General features: G+C 63.0%; 14 protein-coding genes. 5 read left to right on the top strand and 9 right to left on the bottom strand.

What is annotated here, in order from left to right:
• Positions 1–31: 31 nt before the first annotated feature.
• The 5 genes from PC358_RS24015 to PC358_RS23995 form a co-directional block, all read right to left on the bottom strand.
• Positions 32–466 carry a cupin domain-containing protein gene (locus PC358_RS24015; RefSeq protein WP_033702951.1) on the bottom strand — a complete coding sequence of 145 codons (435 nt, stop codon included), beginning with the start codon at positions 464–466 and terminating at the stop codon, positions 32–34.
• 101 nt (positions 467–567) lie between these two features.
• Positions 568–1,473 carry a LysR family transcriptional regulator gene (locus PC358_RS24010; protein WP_033702950.1) on the bottom strand — a complete coding sequence of 302 codons (906 nt, stop codon included), beginning with the start codon at positions 1,471–1,473 and terminating at the stop codon, positions 568–570.
• A 58-nt stretch (positions 1,474–1,531) separates the two neighbouring features.
• Positions 1,532–2,617, bottom strand: coding sequence for a tRNA (uridine(54)-C5)-methyltransferase TrmA (gene trmA, locus PC358_RS24005; RefSeq protein ID WP_033702949.1), 1,086 nt, complete (start codon positions 2,615–2,617; stop codon positions 1,532–1,534).
• Positions 2,614–3,909: an NCS2 family permease gene (locus PC358_RS24000; RefSeq protein ID WP_033702948.1), complete on the bottom strand. Its 1,296-nt coding sequence runs from the start codon at positions 3,907–3,909 to the stop codon at positions 2,614–2,616. The genes trmA and PC358_RS24000 overlap by 4 nt, the downstream gene beginning before the upstream one ends.
• A gap of 212 nt (positions 3,910–4,121) precedes the next feature.
• On the bottom strand, positions 4,122–5,342 hold the full coding sequence (locus tag PC358_RS23995) for an MFS transporter (protein WP_033702946.1): 1,221 nt from the start codon (positions 5,340–5,342) through the stop codon (positions 4,122–4,124).
• 354 nt (positions 5,343–5,696) lie between these two features.
• On the opposite strand from PC358_RS23995, the gene PC358_RS23990 reads away from it, so the two are divergent.
• Genes PC358_RS23990 through PC358_RS23980 form a run of 3 tightly spaced genes read left to right on the top strand, consistent with a single transcriptional unit; the run spans position 5,697 to position 8,309 of the window.
• The gene (locus PC358_RS23990; RefSeq protein WP_033702945.1) at positions 5,697–7,133 is read left to right on the top strand and encodes a cytochrome ubiquinol oxidase subunit I; all 1,437 of its coding nucleotides are present in this window, start codon (positions 5,697–5,699) and stop codon (positions 7,131–7,133) included.
• Between the two features lie 3 nt (positions 7,134–7,136).
• The gene (gene cydB, locus PC358_RS23985; RefSeq protein WP_033702944.1) at positions 7,137–8,144 is read left to right on the top strand and encodes a cytochrome d ubiquinol oxidase subunit II; all 1,008 of its coding nucleotides are present in this window, start codon (positions 7,137–7,139) and stop codon (positions 8,142–8,144) included.
• A 9-nt stretch (positions 8,145–8,153) separates the two neighbouring features.
• Positions 8,154–8,309, top strand: coding sequence for a DUF2474 domain-containing protein (locus PC358_RS23980; protein ID WP_033702943.1), 156 nt, complete (start codon positions 8,154–8,156; stop codon positions 8,307–8,309).
• A 32-nt stretch (positions 8,310–8,341) separates the two neighbouring features.
• Here PC358_RS23980 and PC358_RS23975 read toward each other — a convergent pair whose 3' ends face one another.
• Both PC358_RS23975 and PC358_RS23970 read right to left on the bottom strand, forming a co-directional pair.
• Complete coding sequence (locus PC358_RS23975; protein WP_033702942.1) at positions 8,342–9,466, bottom strand: methyltransferase; 1,125 nt, start codon at positions 9,464–9,466, stop codon at positions 8,342–8,344.
• 96 nt (positions 9,467–9,562) lie between these two features.
• Positions 9,563–10,270: an autoinducer binding domain-containing protein gene (locus tag PC358_RS23970; RefSeq protein WP_033702941.1), complete on the bottom strand. Its 708-nt coding sequence runs from the start codon at positions 10,268–10,270 to the stop codon at positions 9,563–9,565.
• 217 nt (positions 10,271–10,487) lie between these two features.
• Here PC358_RS23970 and PC358_RS23965 point away from each other — a divergent pair, with 217 nt between their 5' ends.
• Complete coding sequence (locus tag PC358_RS23965) at positions 10,488–11,264, top strand: ferredoxin--NADP reductase (protein ID WP_033703015.1); 777 nt, start codon at positions 10,488–10,490, stop codon at positions 11,262–11,264.
• Positions 11,265–11,294: 30 nt separating this feature from the next.
• Here PC358_RS23965 and mscL read toward each other — a convergent pair whose 3' ends face one another.
• Positions 11,295–11,714 (bottom strand): large-conductance mechanosensitive channel protein MscL, encoded by a 420-nt coding sequence (gene mscL / locus PC358_RS23960; protein ID WP_033702940.1) that lies wholly within the window; start codon positions 11,712–11,714, stop codon positions 11,295–11,297.
• A 177-nt stretch (positions 11,715–11,891) separates the two neighbouring features.
• Here mscL and radA point away from each other — a divergent pair, with 177 nt between their 5' ends.
• Entirely contained in the window at positions 11,892–13,262 is a 1,371-nt protein-coding gene (gene radA / locus PC358_RS23955; RefSeq protein ID WP_033702939.1) for a DNA repair protein RadA, read from the top strand.
• A 79-nt stretch (positions 13,263–13,341) separates the two neighbouring features.
• Here radA and PC358_RS23950 read toward each other — a convergent pair whose 3' ends face one another.
• Positions 13,342–14,859: a nucleobase:cation symporter-2 family protein gene (locus tag PC358_RS23950; protein WP_033702938.1), complete on the bottom strand. Its 1,518-nt coding sequence runs from the start codon at positions 14,857–14,859 to the stop codon at positions 13,342–13,344.
• Positions 14,860–15,115 lie beyond the last annotated feature (256 nt).

The following is a 15,115-nucleotide window of genomic DNA, read 5'->3' as shown; positions in this document are numbered from 1 at the left end:
AAGCTTGGGGCCGCAAGGCGGCCCCGGCCTCTCAACCTTTGACCGGTTTCAGGTCAAAGGCATCGGCCTGATACTGGAACAACAGGCAATCGGCAGCCGCCGTGCAGCCACTTTCATGCACCAGGTCGGCGGGCAGTTTGTAGTAGGCCCCGGCCGGGTACTCGGTGCGCTTGCCATCGATCACTGCGTAGAACGTCCCGCTCAATACCACTGTCGGCAAGGTCTGGCTGTGCTGGTGCAGGCCGTTGTCGGTGCCTTTTCTGAATTTCACATAAGCCGAATACGGCCCCTTGCCGAAGATATCGCCTTCGACGTTGGCGTAGCTGACGGCGCCGCGGGTGTTGGGCACGTCCTGCCACTTCAAGCCCGCGTTGTCAGGGACCGAAACGGTTTGTTCTGCTGCATGGGCGACGATTGCCACAGCGCTGAGCGCGATGCCGGTGATGACTGCCTGCAATGATTTCATGATGAGTCCTTCGCTGAAGTAACGTGCAGCGAAGGTTAATGAATCATCAAGAGCACAAATACGGCCTAAACTCCGCAAGACTTGTGCAGATAAAGCACAAATCAGCCCTGCCACCTGGGCGTTGCGTAGTAGTGCTGCACGTAATCCAGCAGCGCACGCACCTTGGGCGCCAGGTAACGGCTCTGTGGATAAACCGCGAACAGGCTGCGCGCCGGCTGCCGCCAATGGCTCAGCACCTGCACCAGGCGCCCGTCGCGCAGCGCATCATCGACGATGAAACGGTCGAAACTGGCGATGCCCAGGGCGCCGATGGCGGCGGCGCGCACGGCCATGGGGGAGTTGGCGCTCAAGCGCCGGGGCATCAGGATTTCACGCTGCTCGCCCGCGTCGTTGGCCACCTGCAAGCGTTGCGGGTGCAGCAACTGGCTGTAGCCGAGCAACGGGTGGCCGGCCAGGTCGTCGGGTGAGGCGGGCGTACCGTGGCGTTGCAGGTAGCGCGGTGCGGCCACCAGCAGGACTTCACTGGTGGCCAGACGGCGTGCCACCAGGCTGGAGTCAGGCAGGTGGTCGGTGACCCGCAGGCACACGTCGATCTCCTCCTCCAGCAGGTCAACGAAGCGATCGCTGCAGTGCAGCTCGATCTGTAGCTGTGGATGGCGCTCGACAAAATCTGGCAACCAACGCCCCAGTTCCAGCTCGCCAAAGGCCGTGGCAACGCCCAGGCGCAAGGTGCCGGCAGGTTGTTGCTGATGCTCGGACAGTTCCAGGGTCATGGCCTGCATCTGTTCGAGGATCTGCACGCAATGGCGATAGAACAGCGCACCGGCTTCGGTCAGGTGCAGGCGGCGGGTGGTACGGGTGAGCAACTGCGTGCCGAGGTGGCGTTCGAGGTGCTTCACCTGGCGTGACAGCACGGTATGCGAGACGCCGGCCTGGTTGGCGGCGGCGCTGAAGCTGCCGAGGTCTACGACCCGGCGGAAGGTGTGCATGGCACTGAACTGGTCCATCGGCGCAACTCTCCTGGCAGTGTGCGTTGGGGCCGGCCAGGCCCCAACGCGACACGGATCAGCGCCGAACCAGCAGCACCCCGCTTTCCATGTGATGGGTATACGGGAACTGGTCGAACAGCGCGCAGCGTTCGATACGGTGGGTATCTTGCAGCTGGGCGATGTTCGCCGCCAGCGTTTCCGGGTTGCACGAGATGTACAGAATGCGCTCGAAACGCCGGGTCAGCTCGCAGGTGTCCGGGTCCATGCCAGCACGCGGCGGGTCGACGAACACGGTGCCGAACGTATAGCTTTTCAGGTCGATGCCTTCCAGCCGGCGGAACGGCCGCACCTCGTTCAGTGCCTGGGTCAGCTCTTCAGCCGACAGCCGCACCAGCCGCACGTTATCCACACCGTTCTCATCGAGGTTGCTCAGCGCTGCATTGACCGACGTCTTGCTGATCTCGGTGGCCAGCACCTGGCGCACGCGGGTGGCCAGCGGCAAGGTGAAGTTGCCATTGCCGCAGTACAGCTCCAGCAGGTCATCGTCGCGCTCGCCAATGGCGTCGTAGGCCCAGCTCAGCATCTTCTGGTTCACCGCGCCGTTGGGCTGGGTGAACGCGCCTTCTGGCTGGCGGTAGCTGAATACGCGGCCCGCCACGTCCAGTTGCTCCACCGCATAATCACGGCCGATCACCAGGCGCTTGCCCTTGGAGCGGCCGATCAGGCTCACCCCCAGGTCTTCGGCCAGTTGCCGTGCGGCCACTTCCCAGGCCTCGTCCAGCGGGCGGTGGTAGCACATCGTGACCATCGCATCGCCCGCCAGGGTGGTAAGGAACTCCACCTGGAACAGCCGGTTGCTCAGCGCCTCGCTGGCCTGCCAGGCCGCCTTGAGGCGCGGCATCAGCAGGTTGATGCGCTCGCTGGCGATGGGGAAGTCGTCGATCAGGATCGCCTTGTGCTTCTCGCCTGGGGCGAACATCGCGTAGTGGCGCTGACCGTCCTCGCGCCACAGGCGGAACTCGGCGCGCAGGCGGTAGTGCTCGCGCGGCGAATCGAAAACAGCCGGTTCCGGCGCGCCAAACGGCGCCAGCAGCTCGCGCAGCCGGGCAACCTTGGCGTCCAGCTGGGTGGCGTAGGAGGAGGGGTCGAAAGCAGCACTCATGCGTTGAACCAGCCCAGCTTGATGACGAACAGGATGGAAAGGATCACCAGGGCCGGGTTCAGGTCGCGGTGGCGGCCGGAAATCAGCTTGATGGCAGTCCAGGAAATGAAGCCGAAGGCGATGCCGTTGGCGATCGAGTAGGTCAGTGGCATGGCCAGGGCCGTCACCACCACGGGCGCGGCTTCGGTGACGTCGTCCCAGTTTATTTCCGCCAGGCCCGAAGCCATCAGTACGGCGACGAACAGCAGCGCCGGTGCCGTGGCGAAGGCCGGTACGCTACCGGCCAGCGGTGCGAAGAACAGCGCCAGCAGGAACAGCACGGCCACCACGATGGCGGTCAGGCCGGTACGCCCGCCCGCGCTCACGCCGGCAGCCGATTCGATGTAGCTGGTGGTGGTCGAGGTGCCCAGCAGCGAACCGGCCATGGCCGCGGTGCTGTCGGCGATCAGGGCGCGGCCCATCTTCGGCATGTGGCCGTCCTTGCCCATCAGGCCGGCGCGCTTGGCCACGGCGATCAGGGTGCCGGAGTTGTCGAACAGGTCGACGAACAGGAAGGCGAAGATCACGCTGATCAGGCCCACATCGAGGGCACCGGCGATGTCCAGTTGCAGGAAGGTCGGTGCCAGCGAAGGGGGCATCGACACGATGCCGCCGAACGGCGTGACGCCCATCGCTATCGACGCGACAGTGACGGCCAGGATGCCGATCAGCACCGCGCCGCGCACCTTCAGCGACTCAAGGCCGACGATCAGGAAGAAGCCCAGCGTGGCGAGGATCACCGAGGGCTGCTTGAGGTCGCCCATGCCCACCAGGGTGGCTGGGTTATCGACGACGATGCCCGCGTTATGCAGGGCAATCAGTGCCAGGAACAAACCGATGCCTGCGGCAATGGCCGAGCGCAGCGGCAGCGGGATGCTGTTCACGATCCATTCGCGGATGCGGAAGATCGACAACAGGAAGAACATCACCGCCGACAGGAACACCGCACCCAGCGCAACCTGCCAGGTATGGCCCATGTGCAGAACCACGGTATAGGTGAAGAAGGCGTTCAGGCCCATGCCCGGCGCCAGCGCGATCGGGTAGTTGGCGATCAGGCCCATGGTCGCCGAACCGATGGCCGCGGCCAGGCAGGTGGCGACGAAGATCGCACCTTTGTCCATGCCGGTCTCGCCCAGGATGCTGGGGTTGACGAACAGGATGTAGGCCATGGCCAGGAAGGTGGTGACGCCCGCAAGAATCTCGGTGCGCACATTGGTGTCGTGTGCTTTTAGTTGAAACAGCCTTTCCAGCATGCCCGCTCCCCAAGGCGCCCCCGGCGCCGTGATATATATCGACCCCATCAGCAAAGCACAGACCGTACCGGTTGCCGTGGTTTTATCTGGGGCGGAAAAAAGCCGCGCATCATACCAGCATGCTCGGCAGGGGCCTATGGCCTTCGGGGAATGGCTTTTCCATCGCCCGTGGCAGTGGGTTTAGCTGTGAAGAGGCCAGTACCGCCGAGCCATCAACCGCTGTGCAAGCGGTCGCGCTTGGCCAGGGTCGGGAACAATTTTATCCACACCCCGGTCACCACCAGCGTGCCCACGCCCCCCAGCACTACCGCCGGCACTGTGCCAAACCAGTGCGCGGTGACCCCCGATTCGAATTCACCGAGCTGGTTCGAGGCACCGATGAACAACCCGTTCACAGCGCTCACCCGCCCGCGCATCTCATCCGGCGTCTCCAGTTGCACGAACGAACTGCGAATGACCATGCTGATCATGTCCGCCGCACCGAGTACCACCAGCACCGCCAGCGAGAACCAGAACGACGTCGACAGGCCAAATGCGATGGTCGCCACGCCAAACACGCCCACGGCGGTGAACATGGTGCGGCCTACCTTGCGCTCGAACGGGAAGCGCGCCAGCCACAGCGACATCAGCAACGCCCCCACCGCCGGTGCCGAGCGCAGCAGGCCCAGGCCCCAGGGGCCGGTCAGCAGGATGTCCTTGGCGAACACCGGCAACAACGCGGTGGCACCGCCCAGCAGCACGGCGAACAGGTCCAGCGAGATGGCGCCGAGGATGTCTGGCCGGCTGCGGATGAAGCGGATGCCGGCCAGCAGCGACTCCAGGCTGGCACGGCCACGCTGGGCCACTTGCTGGCGTGCGTCCAGGCTCAATGTCAGTGCACAGGCAATGGCGTACAGCGCCACGGTCGGGCCGTACACCCAGATACTGCCGAAGGCATACAGCAACCCGCCCACCGCCGGGGCGACGATGGTGGCTGCCTGGGTCGCCGAGGCCGAGGCCGCCACCGCCCGTGGGAACAACCCCGGCGGCACCACATTGGGCAGCAGGGCCTGGGTGGCCGGCATCTCGAACGAGCGCGTGGCGCCCAGCAGGAAGGCCAGGGCGAAGATCAGCTCGCGGCTGACGTTGTCGGTGGCGCTGCCCACTACCAGCGCCAGGGCAATCAGCCCCTGCAGGCTTTGGCACAGGGCCGCGACCTTGCGCCGGTCATAGCGGTCGGCGACATGCCCGGTGTGCAGCATGAACAGCACCCGTGGGGCGAATTCGACCAGGCCGACCAGGCCCAGGTCGAGCACATTGCCGGTGAGCTGGTAGAGGTGCCAGCCAATGGCCACGGTGAGCATCTGGAAGCCGCTGGCGGTGAACACACGGGCCAGCCAGAAGGCGAGGAAGGGGCGATGATGGCGCAACAGCTGCGGTGCGGAATCGGGCATCGGAAACCTGTGGCCTCGGCGCAGTAGAGGGGCCGGCAGATTATCATCTGTTTGTAACAAGCAGTTACTGTTTGCCGTGATCGGCACTTTTTCACAGGTTCTGAAAGAGGGTGGGGCAACAGGTCACGCGGCAATCAACCACACGGCCCGGCTGGCTATTCAGGACTATGCTTGCAGTCAGTCGTTGATCTGGATCAATCGTTGTATTTGCAACGAACCGGCAACGATGTGGCCCTTGGGCCGGAATCCCTGCGATTGCACAGAACAATTCAAACTCGCCGCACTCGATACCGTGGGGGCAGTAGGCGCAAAGGCCACGAGCCCGAACGCCGGATTATCTGAAGAGGAAGCACTATGTTCGGTTTAGAGGCCCTAGATCTCGCCCGAATCCAGTTTGCGTTTACCGTGTCCTTTCACATCCTGTTCCCGGCCATCACCATTGGTCTGGCGAGCTATCTGGCGGTCCTTGAAGGCCTTTGGCTGCGGACCCACCACCAGGTCTACCGTGACCTTTACCACTTCTGGTCGAAGATCTTCGCCGTCAACTTCGGCATGGGCGTGGTCTCTGGCCTGGTCATGGCCTATCAGTTCGGCACCAACTGGAGCCGCTTCTCCGATTTTGCCGGCGCCGTCACCGGCCCCTTGCTGACCTATGAGGTGCTGACGGCGTTCTTCCTCGAGGCAGGCTTCCTGGGTGTCATGCTGTTTGGCTGGAACCGTGTGGGCCGTGGCCTGCACTTCTTCGCCACGGTCATGGTGGCGCTTGGCACGCTGGTCTCGACCTTCTGGATTCTGGCGTCCAACAGCTGGATGCAGACCCCGCAAGGCCACGAAATCATCGATGGCCGGGTCGTGCCGGTGGACTGGCTGGCAGTGATCTTCAACCCCTCGTTCCCCTACCGGTTGATGCACATGGCCACCGCCGCGTTCGTCGCCACCGCCTTCTTCGTCGGTGCATCGGCGGCCTGGCACCTGCTGCGCGGGCGTGACAACCCGGCCGTGCGCAAGATGCTGTCGATGGCCATGTGGATGGCGCTGATCGTCGCGCCGGTCCAGGCGGTGATCGGTGACTTCCACGGCCTCAACACGCTCAAGCACCAGCCCGTGAAGATCGCGGCCATCGAAGGCCATTGGGAGAACGTGCCGGGCGAGCCGACCCCGCTGATCCTGTTCGGCATCCCCGACATGAAAGCCGAGACCACGCGCTTCAAGGTCGAGATCCCAGCGCTTGGCAGCCTGATCCTGACTCACAGCCTGGACAAGCAAGTGCCGGCGATGAAGGAATTCCCGGCGGCGGACCGGCCTAACTCGACCATCGTGTTCTGGTCGTTCCGGGTCATGGTCGGGCTGGGCTTGCTGATGATCTTCGTTGGCCTGTGGAGCCTGTGGCTGCGCAAGCGCGGCACGCTCTACAGCTCCAGGCCGTTCCTGTACCTGACCTTGTGGATGGGCCCCTCTGGCCTTGTCGCCATCCTTGCGGGTTGGTTCACCACCGAAATCGGCCGCCAGCCGTGGGTGGTGTATGGCCTGATGCGCACCTCCGAAGGGGTGTCCAACCACAGTTATGCGCAGCTCGGCTTTACCCTGGTGGCGTTCGTGGTGGTGTACTTCGCGCTGTTCGGCACCGGCCTTGGCTACATGATGCGCCTGGTGCGCAAAGGGCCGCAGACGGGCGAGGGTGATGAACCCAACCCGGGTGGCCCAGGCCAGAAACGCACGCCGGCGCGGCCGTTGTCCGCCGCCGATGATGGCCATGAGGCCGACACTGCCAGCCTGAGCAAGGGGAACTGAGCCATGGGTATCGACCTTCCGCTGATCTGGGCCGTGATCATCATCTTCGGCGTCATGATGTACGTGGTGATGGATGGTTTCGACTTGGGCATCGGCATGCTCTTCCCCTTCGTCAAGGGCGAGCGTGACCGTGATGTGATGATGAACACCGTCGCCCCGGTATGGGACGGCAACGAGACCTGGCTGGTGCTGGGCGGCGCCGGGCTGTTCGGGGCCTTCCCGATGGCCTATTCGGTGGTGCTCGAAGCCTTGTACCTGCCGCTAATACTCATGCTGATCGGGCTGATCTTCCGTGGCGTGGCCTTCGAGTTCCGCTTCAAGGCCAAGGACGACAAGCGCCACATCTGGGACAAGGCGTTCATCTGGGGTTCGCTGATCGCCACCTTCTTCCAGGGGGTTGCCCTGGGCGCGTTCATCGAGGGCTTCAAGGTGGTCGACCGCCACTATGCCGGTGGCACGCTCGACTGGCTGACCCCGTTCAGCCTGTTCAGCGGCCTGGGCCTGATCGTCGCCTACACCCTGCTGGGCTGCACCTGGCTGATCATGAAGACCGAGGGGCCGCTGCAGCTGCAGATGCATGACCTGGCAAGGCCGCTGGCGCTGGTGCTGCTGGTGGTGATCGGCATCGTCAGCCTGTGGACGCCGCTCGCCTACCCGCAGATTGCCGATCGCTGGTTCAGCATGCCCAACCTGATCTGGTTCATGCCGGTGCCGATCCTGGTGCTGGTGACCTTCTACGGGTTGCTCAAGGCAGTCGCGCGCAATGCCAACTACACGCCGTTCCTGCTGACCCTGGTGCTGGTGTTCCTCGGCTATAGCGGCCTGGGTATCAGTGTGTGGCCGAACATCATCCCGCCGTCGATCTCGATCTGGGACGCAGCGGCGCCGCCGCAGAGCCAAGGGTTCATGCTGGTGGGGACGTTGTTCATCCTGCCGTTCATCCTTGGCTATACCTTCTGGAGCTACTACGTGTTCCGCGGCAAGGTGACTCACGAAGACGGCTATCACTAGGAGGGCCGCATGATGACCGGCAAGCATGGTGTAGAAGAGAAAAAGCCCTTGTGGCAGCGGCTGGGTTGGCTGGTGCTGATCTGGGCGATGAGCGTGGCGGCCCTGGGGGTGGCGGCCTGGGTAATGCGGCTGTTCATGGGGGCAGCCGGCCTGACTACCCATTAAAGGGGCTGGGGCCGCCAAGCGGCCCCAGCCACTTACTTGCGGGCCTTGAGAATCACGAACTTCGGCGTCGCCGCCACCTGTTCCACCCCTCGGAACAGCCGCGCCAGCTTGCTGTGGTAACCCAGGTGACGGTTACCGACGATATACAACGCACCGCCCACCATCAGTGCCTCCCGGGCCTGCTGGAACATGCGCCAGGCGAGGAAGTCGCCCACCACCTGTTGCTGGTGGAACGGCGGATTGCACAGCACCACGTCCAGCGACTGCTTTTCCACCCCCGCCAAACCATCGGCCGCCAGCATCAATGCCGGGCGCTCGCCCAGTGCCGCCTGCCAGTTTTCCCGCGCCGATTGCACCGCCATGTACGACTCGTCGACCAGCGTGTAATGCGCCTCGGGGTTGGCCAGTGCGCTGGCGATCGCCAGGACGCCGTTGCCGCAGCCAAGGTCGGCAACACGGGCCTGGCCCAGGTTGCGCGGCAGGTGCGGGAGAAAGGCACGGGTGCCGATATCCAGGCCATCGCGGCAGAACACGTTGGCGTGGTTGAGCAGCTCAAGGGCCGGCGTTTCGAGCTGATAGCGGCTAGGGTAGGGCGAGCGCGCGGCCGGGCGGTCGGCAACGGTGGCCGTCAGCAGTCGGGCCTTCTTTTGCGCCAGCGAGGCCTGAACCGGGCCGATGTACTTTTCCATCAGCTCACCGGCGGCACGGGGCAGGTGCTTGATCATCGCCCCGGCAATCACCTGCGCGCCGGGCGCCAGGTGGCCCTGCAGACGAATGAGTTGCTCCTCGAGCAAGGCCAGGGTCTTGGGCACGCGTACCAGCACCCGGTCGAACGGACCCTGCCACGGTTCGCTGGCCGGTACGAACGGCACGCTGTCGAACGGCTTGCCGTTGCGCGCGAGGTTTTTTTCCAAGGCCAGGTGCGCCAGGTGCGAATCGCCACTGCTGGTCACTGCAAGCTGCCCGGCCAGGCTGGCGGCCAGGGCACCGAAGCTGTCATTGAGCACCAATACCCGGCAGCTGGCGTCAGGCGCCTGCTCATGCAAGTGCGCGAGCAGGTACTCGTCAGCGGCGTCGAATGCCTGCAGAGGTTCGTTGGCCTGGTCCGGCTGGCGGATCAGGTCGAGTTCGGCGTAGGGGGTGGTCAACAAGGGCATGGCGTCTGGCTCGGGTACGAATCTGCCCGTTGCGGATCGCCACGGGCTTTGCCGCGCCATTCTACAGGGCTTTGCCGGTAGTCGCAGGGGTGGCTATCAGATCCACCCACGCAGGGCGGCTATGGCGATGGCGCCTGCCTTGTTGGAGGCGTTGGTTTTGGTGATCACGCTGCGGATATGGAAGTTGACCGTACTTTGTGACAGCGACAGGATGGAGGCAACGTCGGCGGCGGTCTTGCCTGCAGCTGACCACCTCAGCACTTCCAGCTCCCGCTCGCTCATTTTCGGCTGAGGCGGGCAGAGCGCGTCCAGGTGGTGCTCGCACAGTACCGAGTGCAGGGTGTGGCACAGCCACTGCACGCTGGCGGCTTTTTCGTAGAGTTCGTTGATTGCAATCTGGCCTGCTGGCCTGGCGACGCTGACTTGGCTTTCATTGTGCTGCAGGTCGTGCAGCGACTGTGTCCAACCATGACGCAGCCCGTGCTGGCAGGCAGCCTCGCGAAATTGCGGGGCCTCGCAATACAGTTCGTCGGTCCACAATACAGGTGTGGTCTGGCCATGGCTCAAGCGTGCGGCCGGGTCTTGCTTGTAGAAATCATCGCGCTGATAGCGCTCGATCCATTCGCTTGGGTAATTGCTGTAGAGGTAAAGCCGGGGTGTCTGCGTGGCAATCTGGATGCGAATGTTCAGCCCCAAGTGTTCCATACCCAAGTCTTGCACCAGATGCACAGCGATGTTGAACAACTTGCGCGGGCACCGCTCGCTGACAAATTGATGGAGATGCTCGGGTTTCCAGTGAGGCATCCGTAACGCTCCTATGGATGGGGCAACAGGATCCAATCCGTTTGCATACCCGCATCATTGTAGGAAAAACCTACCAAAGCGTTGGGAATTTTTTGTTATAGCGATCATGTTTGTCTGCGACATCGGCAGCATCGAGGTGGTGAGGCCTTACAAACGGGTGGTTTTTATCCAGGCCGCTTTGCGCGACACTGTGCGCACGTCAACCTTGGAGCCCGATATGACTGCCAGCGCCGAAAAGTTCACCCGCCAGACCCTGCTCGATGTTCAGCCACTGACGCCGAACCTCTTCAGCCTGCGGGTAACACGCGATTCGGGCTTTCGCTTCCGGGCCGGCCAGTTTGCTCGTCTCGGGGTGACCAAGGCCGATGGCAGTGTGGTGTGGCGCGCCTATTCCATGGTCAGCGCGCCCCATGACGAGTACCTCGACTTCTTCTCGATCGTGGTGCCCGGCGGGGAGTTCACCAGCGAGCTGAGCCGGCTGGGCGAGGGTGACAGCCTGCTGATCGATCGGCAGGCCTTTGGCTTTTTGACACTTGATCGCTTCATTGGCGGCCGCGACCTGTGGTTGCTGGCCACCGGCACCGGCATTGCACCGTTCATGTCCATCCTCCAGGACTTCGAGGCCTGGGAGCGTTTCGACAGCATCAAGCTGGTGTACTCGGTGCGCGAAGCGAAGGAGCTGGCCTACGTGAAGGAAATCGCCGAGTTGGAGCAGCGCGACTACCTGGCAGAGCACGCCGGCAAATTGCAGTTCATCCCGATAGTGACCCGTGAGCAGCATCCGGGCGCGTTGAATGCACGCATTACCACGTTGATCGAGAACGGTGAGCTGGAGAAGGCGGCGGGGCTTGCGCTGTCGCCCGAGCATTCACGCGTGATGCTCTGCGGCAACCCGGAGATGATCGATGAAACGCGCAAGGTGCTCAAGGCGCGTGATCTGCAGTTGAGCCTGAGCAAGCGGCCAGGGCAGGTGGCGGTAGAAAACTACTGGTGACACGGGGGCCGCAACGCGGCCCCGGCACCTTCAAGGCAGGCGGTTCTGGTTCTGCGTCTTGAGCAGGTCGCGGATTTCGGTCAGCAACGTCTCTTCGGCACTTGGCACGGGTGGCGCGCTCGGTGCCACGGCCTCTTCGCGCTTCAGGCGGTTGATCGCCTTCACGCCCATGAAGATGGCGAACGCAACGATCAAGAAGTCGATCACGGTCTGGATGAACTTGCCGTAGGCCAGCATTACTGCCGGAACGTCGCCTTCTGCAGCCTTCAAGGTAATGGCCAGGTCGCTGAAGTCCACGCCACCGATCAACAGGCCCAGTGGTGGCATGACTACGTCACCCACGAAGGACGAGACGATCTTGCCGAAGGCCGCGCCGATGATGATACCGACCGCCATGTCGACGACGTTGCCTTTGACCGCGAAGGCCTTGAACTCACTGATCATGCCCATGTTCGATTCCTTTGTAACAAATGGTGAGGTTAACGCAGTGTAAGCCACTAAAACGCTTCATGCGTTGTGTTCAGGGGTAGTGACTGCGGTTAGAACGAATAGTTTTGTCGCACGCCGAAGCGTTCGAGACACGTCTCGCTCGGCTATCATGGCGGTTTTTTCCAGGAGAAACCGCCCATGGCCAAGGCCAAGCGCTTGTATGGCTGCACCGAATGCGGCGCGACCTTCCCCAAATGGGCCGGCCAGTGCGGCGAATGCGGGGCCTGGAACACCCTGGTCGAAACCATGATCGAGAGCGGCGGGGCGGCGGCACCCAGCAGTGGCCGTGCCGGCTGGACCGGGCAACAGGCGCAGATCAAGACCCTGGCCGAAGTCAGCGTGGAAGAGATCCCGCGCTTCACCACCAGCAGCAGCGAACTGGACCGCGTGCTGGGTGGCGGTTTGGTCGATGGCTCGGTGGTGCTGATCGGCGGTGACCCGGGTATCGGCAAGTCGACCATTCTGTTGCAGACCCTGTGCAACATTGCCGTGCACATGCCTGCGCTGTATGTCACCGGCGAAGAGTCGCAACAGCAGGTGGCGATGCGCTCGCGCCGCCTGGGCCTGCCCCAGGACCAGCTCAAGGTGATGACCGAAACCTGTATCGAGACCATCATCGCCACGGCTCGCCAGGAAAAGCCCCGAGTCATGGTCATCGACTCGATCCAGACCATTTTCACCGAACAGCTGCAATCAGCGCCCGGTGGCGTGGCCCAGGTGCGCGAGAGCACGGCGTTGCTGGTGCGTTACGCCAAGCAGAGCGGCACGGCCATCTTCCTGGTGGGCCACGTCACCAAGGAAGGCTCGCTGGCCGGGCCGCGGGTGCTGGAGCACATGGTCGACACCGTGCTGTATTTCGAGGGCGAGTCCGATGGCCGCCTGCGCCTGCTGCGGGCGGTGAAAAACCGCTTTGGTGCGGTCAACGAACTGGGCGTGTTCGGCATGACCGACCGCGGCCTCAAGGAGGTTTCGAACCCTTCGGCGATCTTCCTCAATCGCACCCAGGAAGAGGTGCCGGGCAGTGTGGTGATGGCCACCTGGGAGGGCACTCGGCCGATGCTGGTCGAGGTGCAGGCGCTGGTCGATGACAGCCACCTGGCCAACCCGCGCCGGGTGACCCTGGGCCTGGACCAGAACCGCCTGGCCATGTTGCTGGCAGTACTGCACCGCCATGGCGGCATTCCTACCCACGACCAGGATGTGTTCCTCAACGTGGTGGGCGGTGTGAAAGTGCTGGAGACGGCTTCTGACCTGGCTTTGTTGGCGGCGGTGATGTCCAGCCTGCGCAACCGGCCGTTGGCCCATGGGTTGCTGGTGTTTGGCGAGATTGGCTTGTCGGGCGAGGTGCGGCCGGTGCCCAGTGGCCAAGAGCGGCTGAAAGAGGCGGCCAAGCATGGCTTCAAGCGGGCCATCGTGCCCAAGGGCAATGCGCCCAAGGAGCCGCCGGCAGGGTTGCAGGTGATCGCCGTGACCCGGCTGGAACAGGCTTTGGATGCCCTGTTCGAGTGATGTATTGCCTGTAAAGGCAAACAAAAAGGGGAGCCGACGATGCGCATCGGCTCCCCTTGCTTAACCGCTCAATCAGCGGTCAATGCTCGGCAACCGGGCTGCGCCTGGGCGCCTCGTTGCCATGCTCGTCCAGCTCCAGCATCGGCACTTCAATACCCTCGGCATCGAACAGCTTGCCATCCTTGAAGTAATCGCCATCGCGCAGTGCAGAAATGTCCGAATACTGGATGGTGCGTTCGTAGGCTGCGGCAAATACCGACTGCTGGTCCGAGTTGCCAGTGGTGAAGTGGTTGAAGATCAGGTTCAGCAGAATCGCCATGATCGCCGCCGAGCTGATGCCCGAGTGGAAGATGGTCTCGAACCAGTTCGGGAAGTGGTGGTAGAAGGTCGGTGCGGCAATCGGGATCATGCCGAAGCCCAGCGAAGCGGCGACGATGATCAGGTTGACGTTGTTCTTGTAGCTGACCTTGGACAGGGTACGGATACCGCTGGCTGCCACGGTGCCGAACAGCACGATCCCCGCGCCGCCCAATACCGGGGTTGGCACGGCGGCAATTACCCGGCCCATGACCGGCAGCAAGCCGAGCACCACCAGAATGACGCCACCGGTGGCCACCACGTAGCGGCTCTTGACTCCGGTCACGGCCACCAGGCCGACGTTCTGGGCGAAGGCGCTCTGGGTGAACGAGCCGAAGATCGGTGCCAGGATGCTCGACGCCATGTCGGCACGCAGGCCATTGCCCAGGCGCTTGGAGTCGACCTTGGTTTCAATGATGTCGCCCACCGCGAGAATGTCGGCCGAGGTTTCCACCAGGGTCACCATGATCACGATGCACATCGACAGGATCGCGGCGATGTGGAATTCCGGCATGCCGAAATGGAACGGCGTGGGGAAGGCGAACATCGGGCCTTGGGTGACCTTGCTGAAGTCGGTCATGCCCAGCGCCCAGGCGATCAGGGTGCCAAACACCATGGCCAGGAGAATCGACAGGCGCGAGATGGTCGCGCTGCCCAGTTTGCTCAGCAGCAGCACGATGGCGAAGGTCAGTGCCGCCAGGCCGATGTTGGCCACGCTGCCGAACTCCGGCGAAGCACTGTTGCCGCCCATCACCCAGCGTGCGGCCACCGGCATTAGGGTCAAACCGATGGTGGTGATGACGATGCCGGTTACCAGCGGTGGGAAATACTTGGTGATCCGCGAGAACACCGGCGTGATCAGGAAGCCGATGAACGAAGCCGCCATGACCGCACCCAGCACACCCGGCAGGCCACCACCGCCTTCGCTGCTGAGAATGGCGCCCATGGTTGCCACGCCGGCGAACGATACGCCCTGCACCAGCGGCAACTGGCAACCGAAGAATGGCAGGCCAAGCGTCTGCAGCAAGGTGGCCAGGCCACCGGCAAACAATGACGCGGCGATCAGCATGCCGATTTCGGCACCATTCAGGCCCGCGGCCTGCCCCAGGATCAGGGGTACCGCAACGATCCCTCCATACATGGTCAACACATGCTGCAGACCATAGGCCAGGTTGGCCCCAAGGCCGAGGTTTTCATCCTCGGGGCGCTTGGCGGGAGACGTGCTAGGGGACGTAGTCATGGAGCAGGCTCTCTGCGTTTATTGTTGTGCCGCTACTGTAGACACTTCCTACAATTGATTGCTACAAGAATTGTATACAATATTTTGATCGGAGCGCGAACAAGCCCGGCTTCAGGGTGGCCTGAATCCCAATGCAGAACGCGTACCAAGTCATGAAAGGCTGTATTAGAGGGGTGTGTACAAAGAGCTGCTACCCAGGCTTAAAGCTGTCTGGGTAGACAGGAAACGCTAGGTGGGAAGGATGTTAGCTAGCTAA

The organism is Pseudomonas capeferrum (assembly GCF_000731675.1).
In the GTDB taxonomy this organism is placed as follows: domain Bacteria; phylum Pseudomonadota; class Gammaproteobacteria; order Pseudomonadales; family Pseudomonadaceae; genus Aquipseudomonas; species Aquipseudomonas capeferrum.
The sequence above is the reverse complement of the archived record's forward strand: the minus strand, read 5'-3'. Positions and strand labels throughout refer to the sequence as shown.

Coding starts and splice junctions, on each gene's coding strand:
- PC358_RS23970 (WP_033702941.1), bottom strand. CDS start 10,270: ATGCCTCACTGGAAACCCGAGCATCTCCATCAATTTGTCAGCGAGCGG.
- PC358_RS23990 (WP_033702945.1), top strand. CDS start 5,697: ATGTTCGGTTTAGAGGCCCTAGATCTCGCCCGAATCCAGTTTGCGTTT.
- PC358_RS23975 (WP_033702942.1), bottom strand. CDS start 9,466: ATGCCCTTGTTGACCACCCCCTACGCCGAACTCGACCTGATCCGCCAG.
- PC358_RS23995 (WP_033702946.1), bottom strand. CDS start 5,342: ATGCCCGATTCCGCACCGCAGCTGTTGCGCCATCATCGCCCCTTCCTC.
- PC358_RS23950 (WP_033702938.1), bottom strand. CDS start 14,859: ATGACTACGTCCCCTAGCACGTCTCCCGCCAAGCGCCCCGAGGATGAA.
- PC358_RS24000 (WP_033702948.1), bottom strand. CDS start 3,909: ATGCTGGAAAGGCTGTTTCAACTAAAAGCACACGACACCAATGTGCGC.
- radA (WP_033702939.1), top strand. CDS start 11,892: ATGGCCAAGGCCAAGCGCTTGTATGGCTGCACCGAATGCGGCGCGACC.
- PC358_RS23965 (WP_033703015.1), top strand. CDS start 10,488: ATGACTGCCAGCGCCGAAAAGTTCACCCGCCAGACCCTGCTCGATGTT.
- trmA (WP_033702949.1), bottom strand. CDS start 2,617: ATGAGTGCTGCTTTCGACCCCTCCTCCTACGCCACCCAGCTGGACGCC.
- cydB (WP_033702944.1), top strand. CDS start 7,137: ATGGGTATCGACCTTCCGCTGATCTGGGCCGTGATCATCATCTTCGGC.
- PC358_RS24015 (WP_033702951.1), bottom strand. CDS start 466: ATGAAATCATTGCAGGCAGTCATCACCGGCATCGCGCTCAGCGCTGTG.
- PC358_RS23980 (WP_033702943.1), top strand. CDS start 8,154: ATGATGACCGGCAAGCATGGTGTAGAAGAGAAAAAGCCCTTGTGGCAG.
- mscL (WP_033702940.1), bottom strand. CDS start 11,714: ATGGGCATGATCAGTGAGTTCAAGGCCTTCGCGGTCAAAGGCAACGTC.
- PC358_RS24010 (WP_033702950.1), bottom strand. CDS start 1,473: ATGGACCAGTTCAGTGCCATGCACACCTTCCGCCGGGTCGTAGACCTC.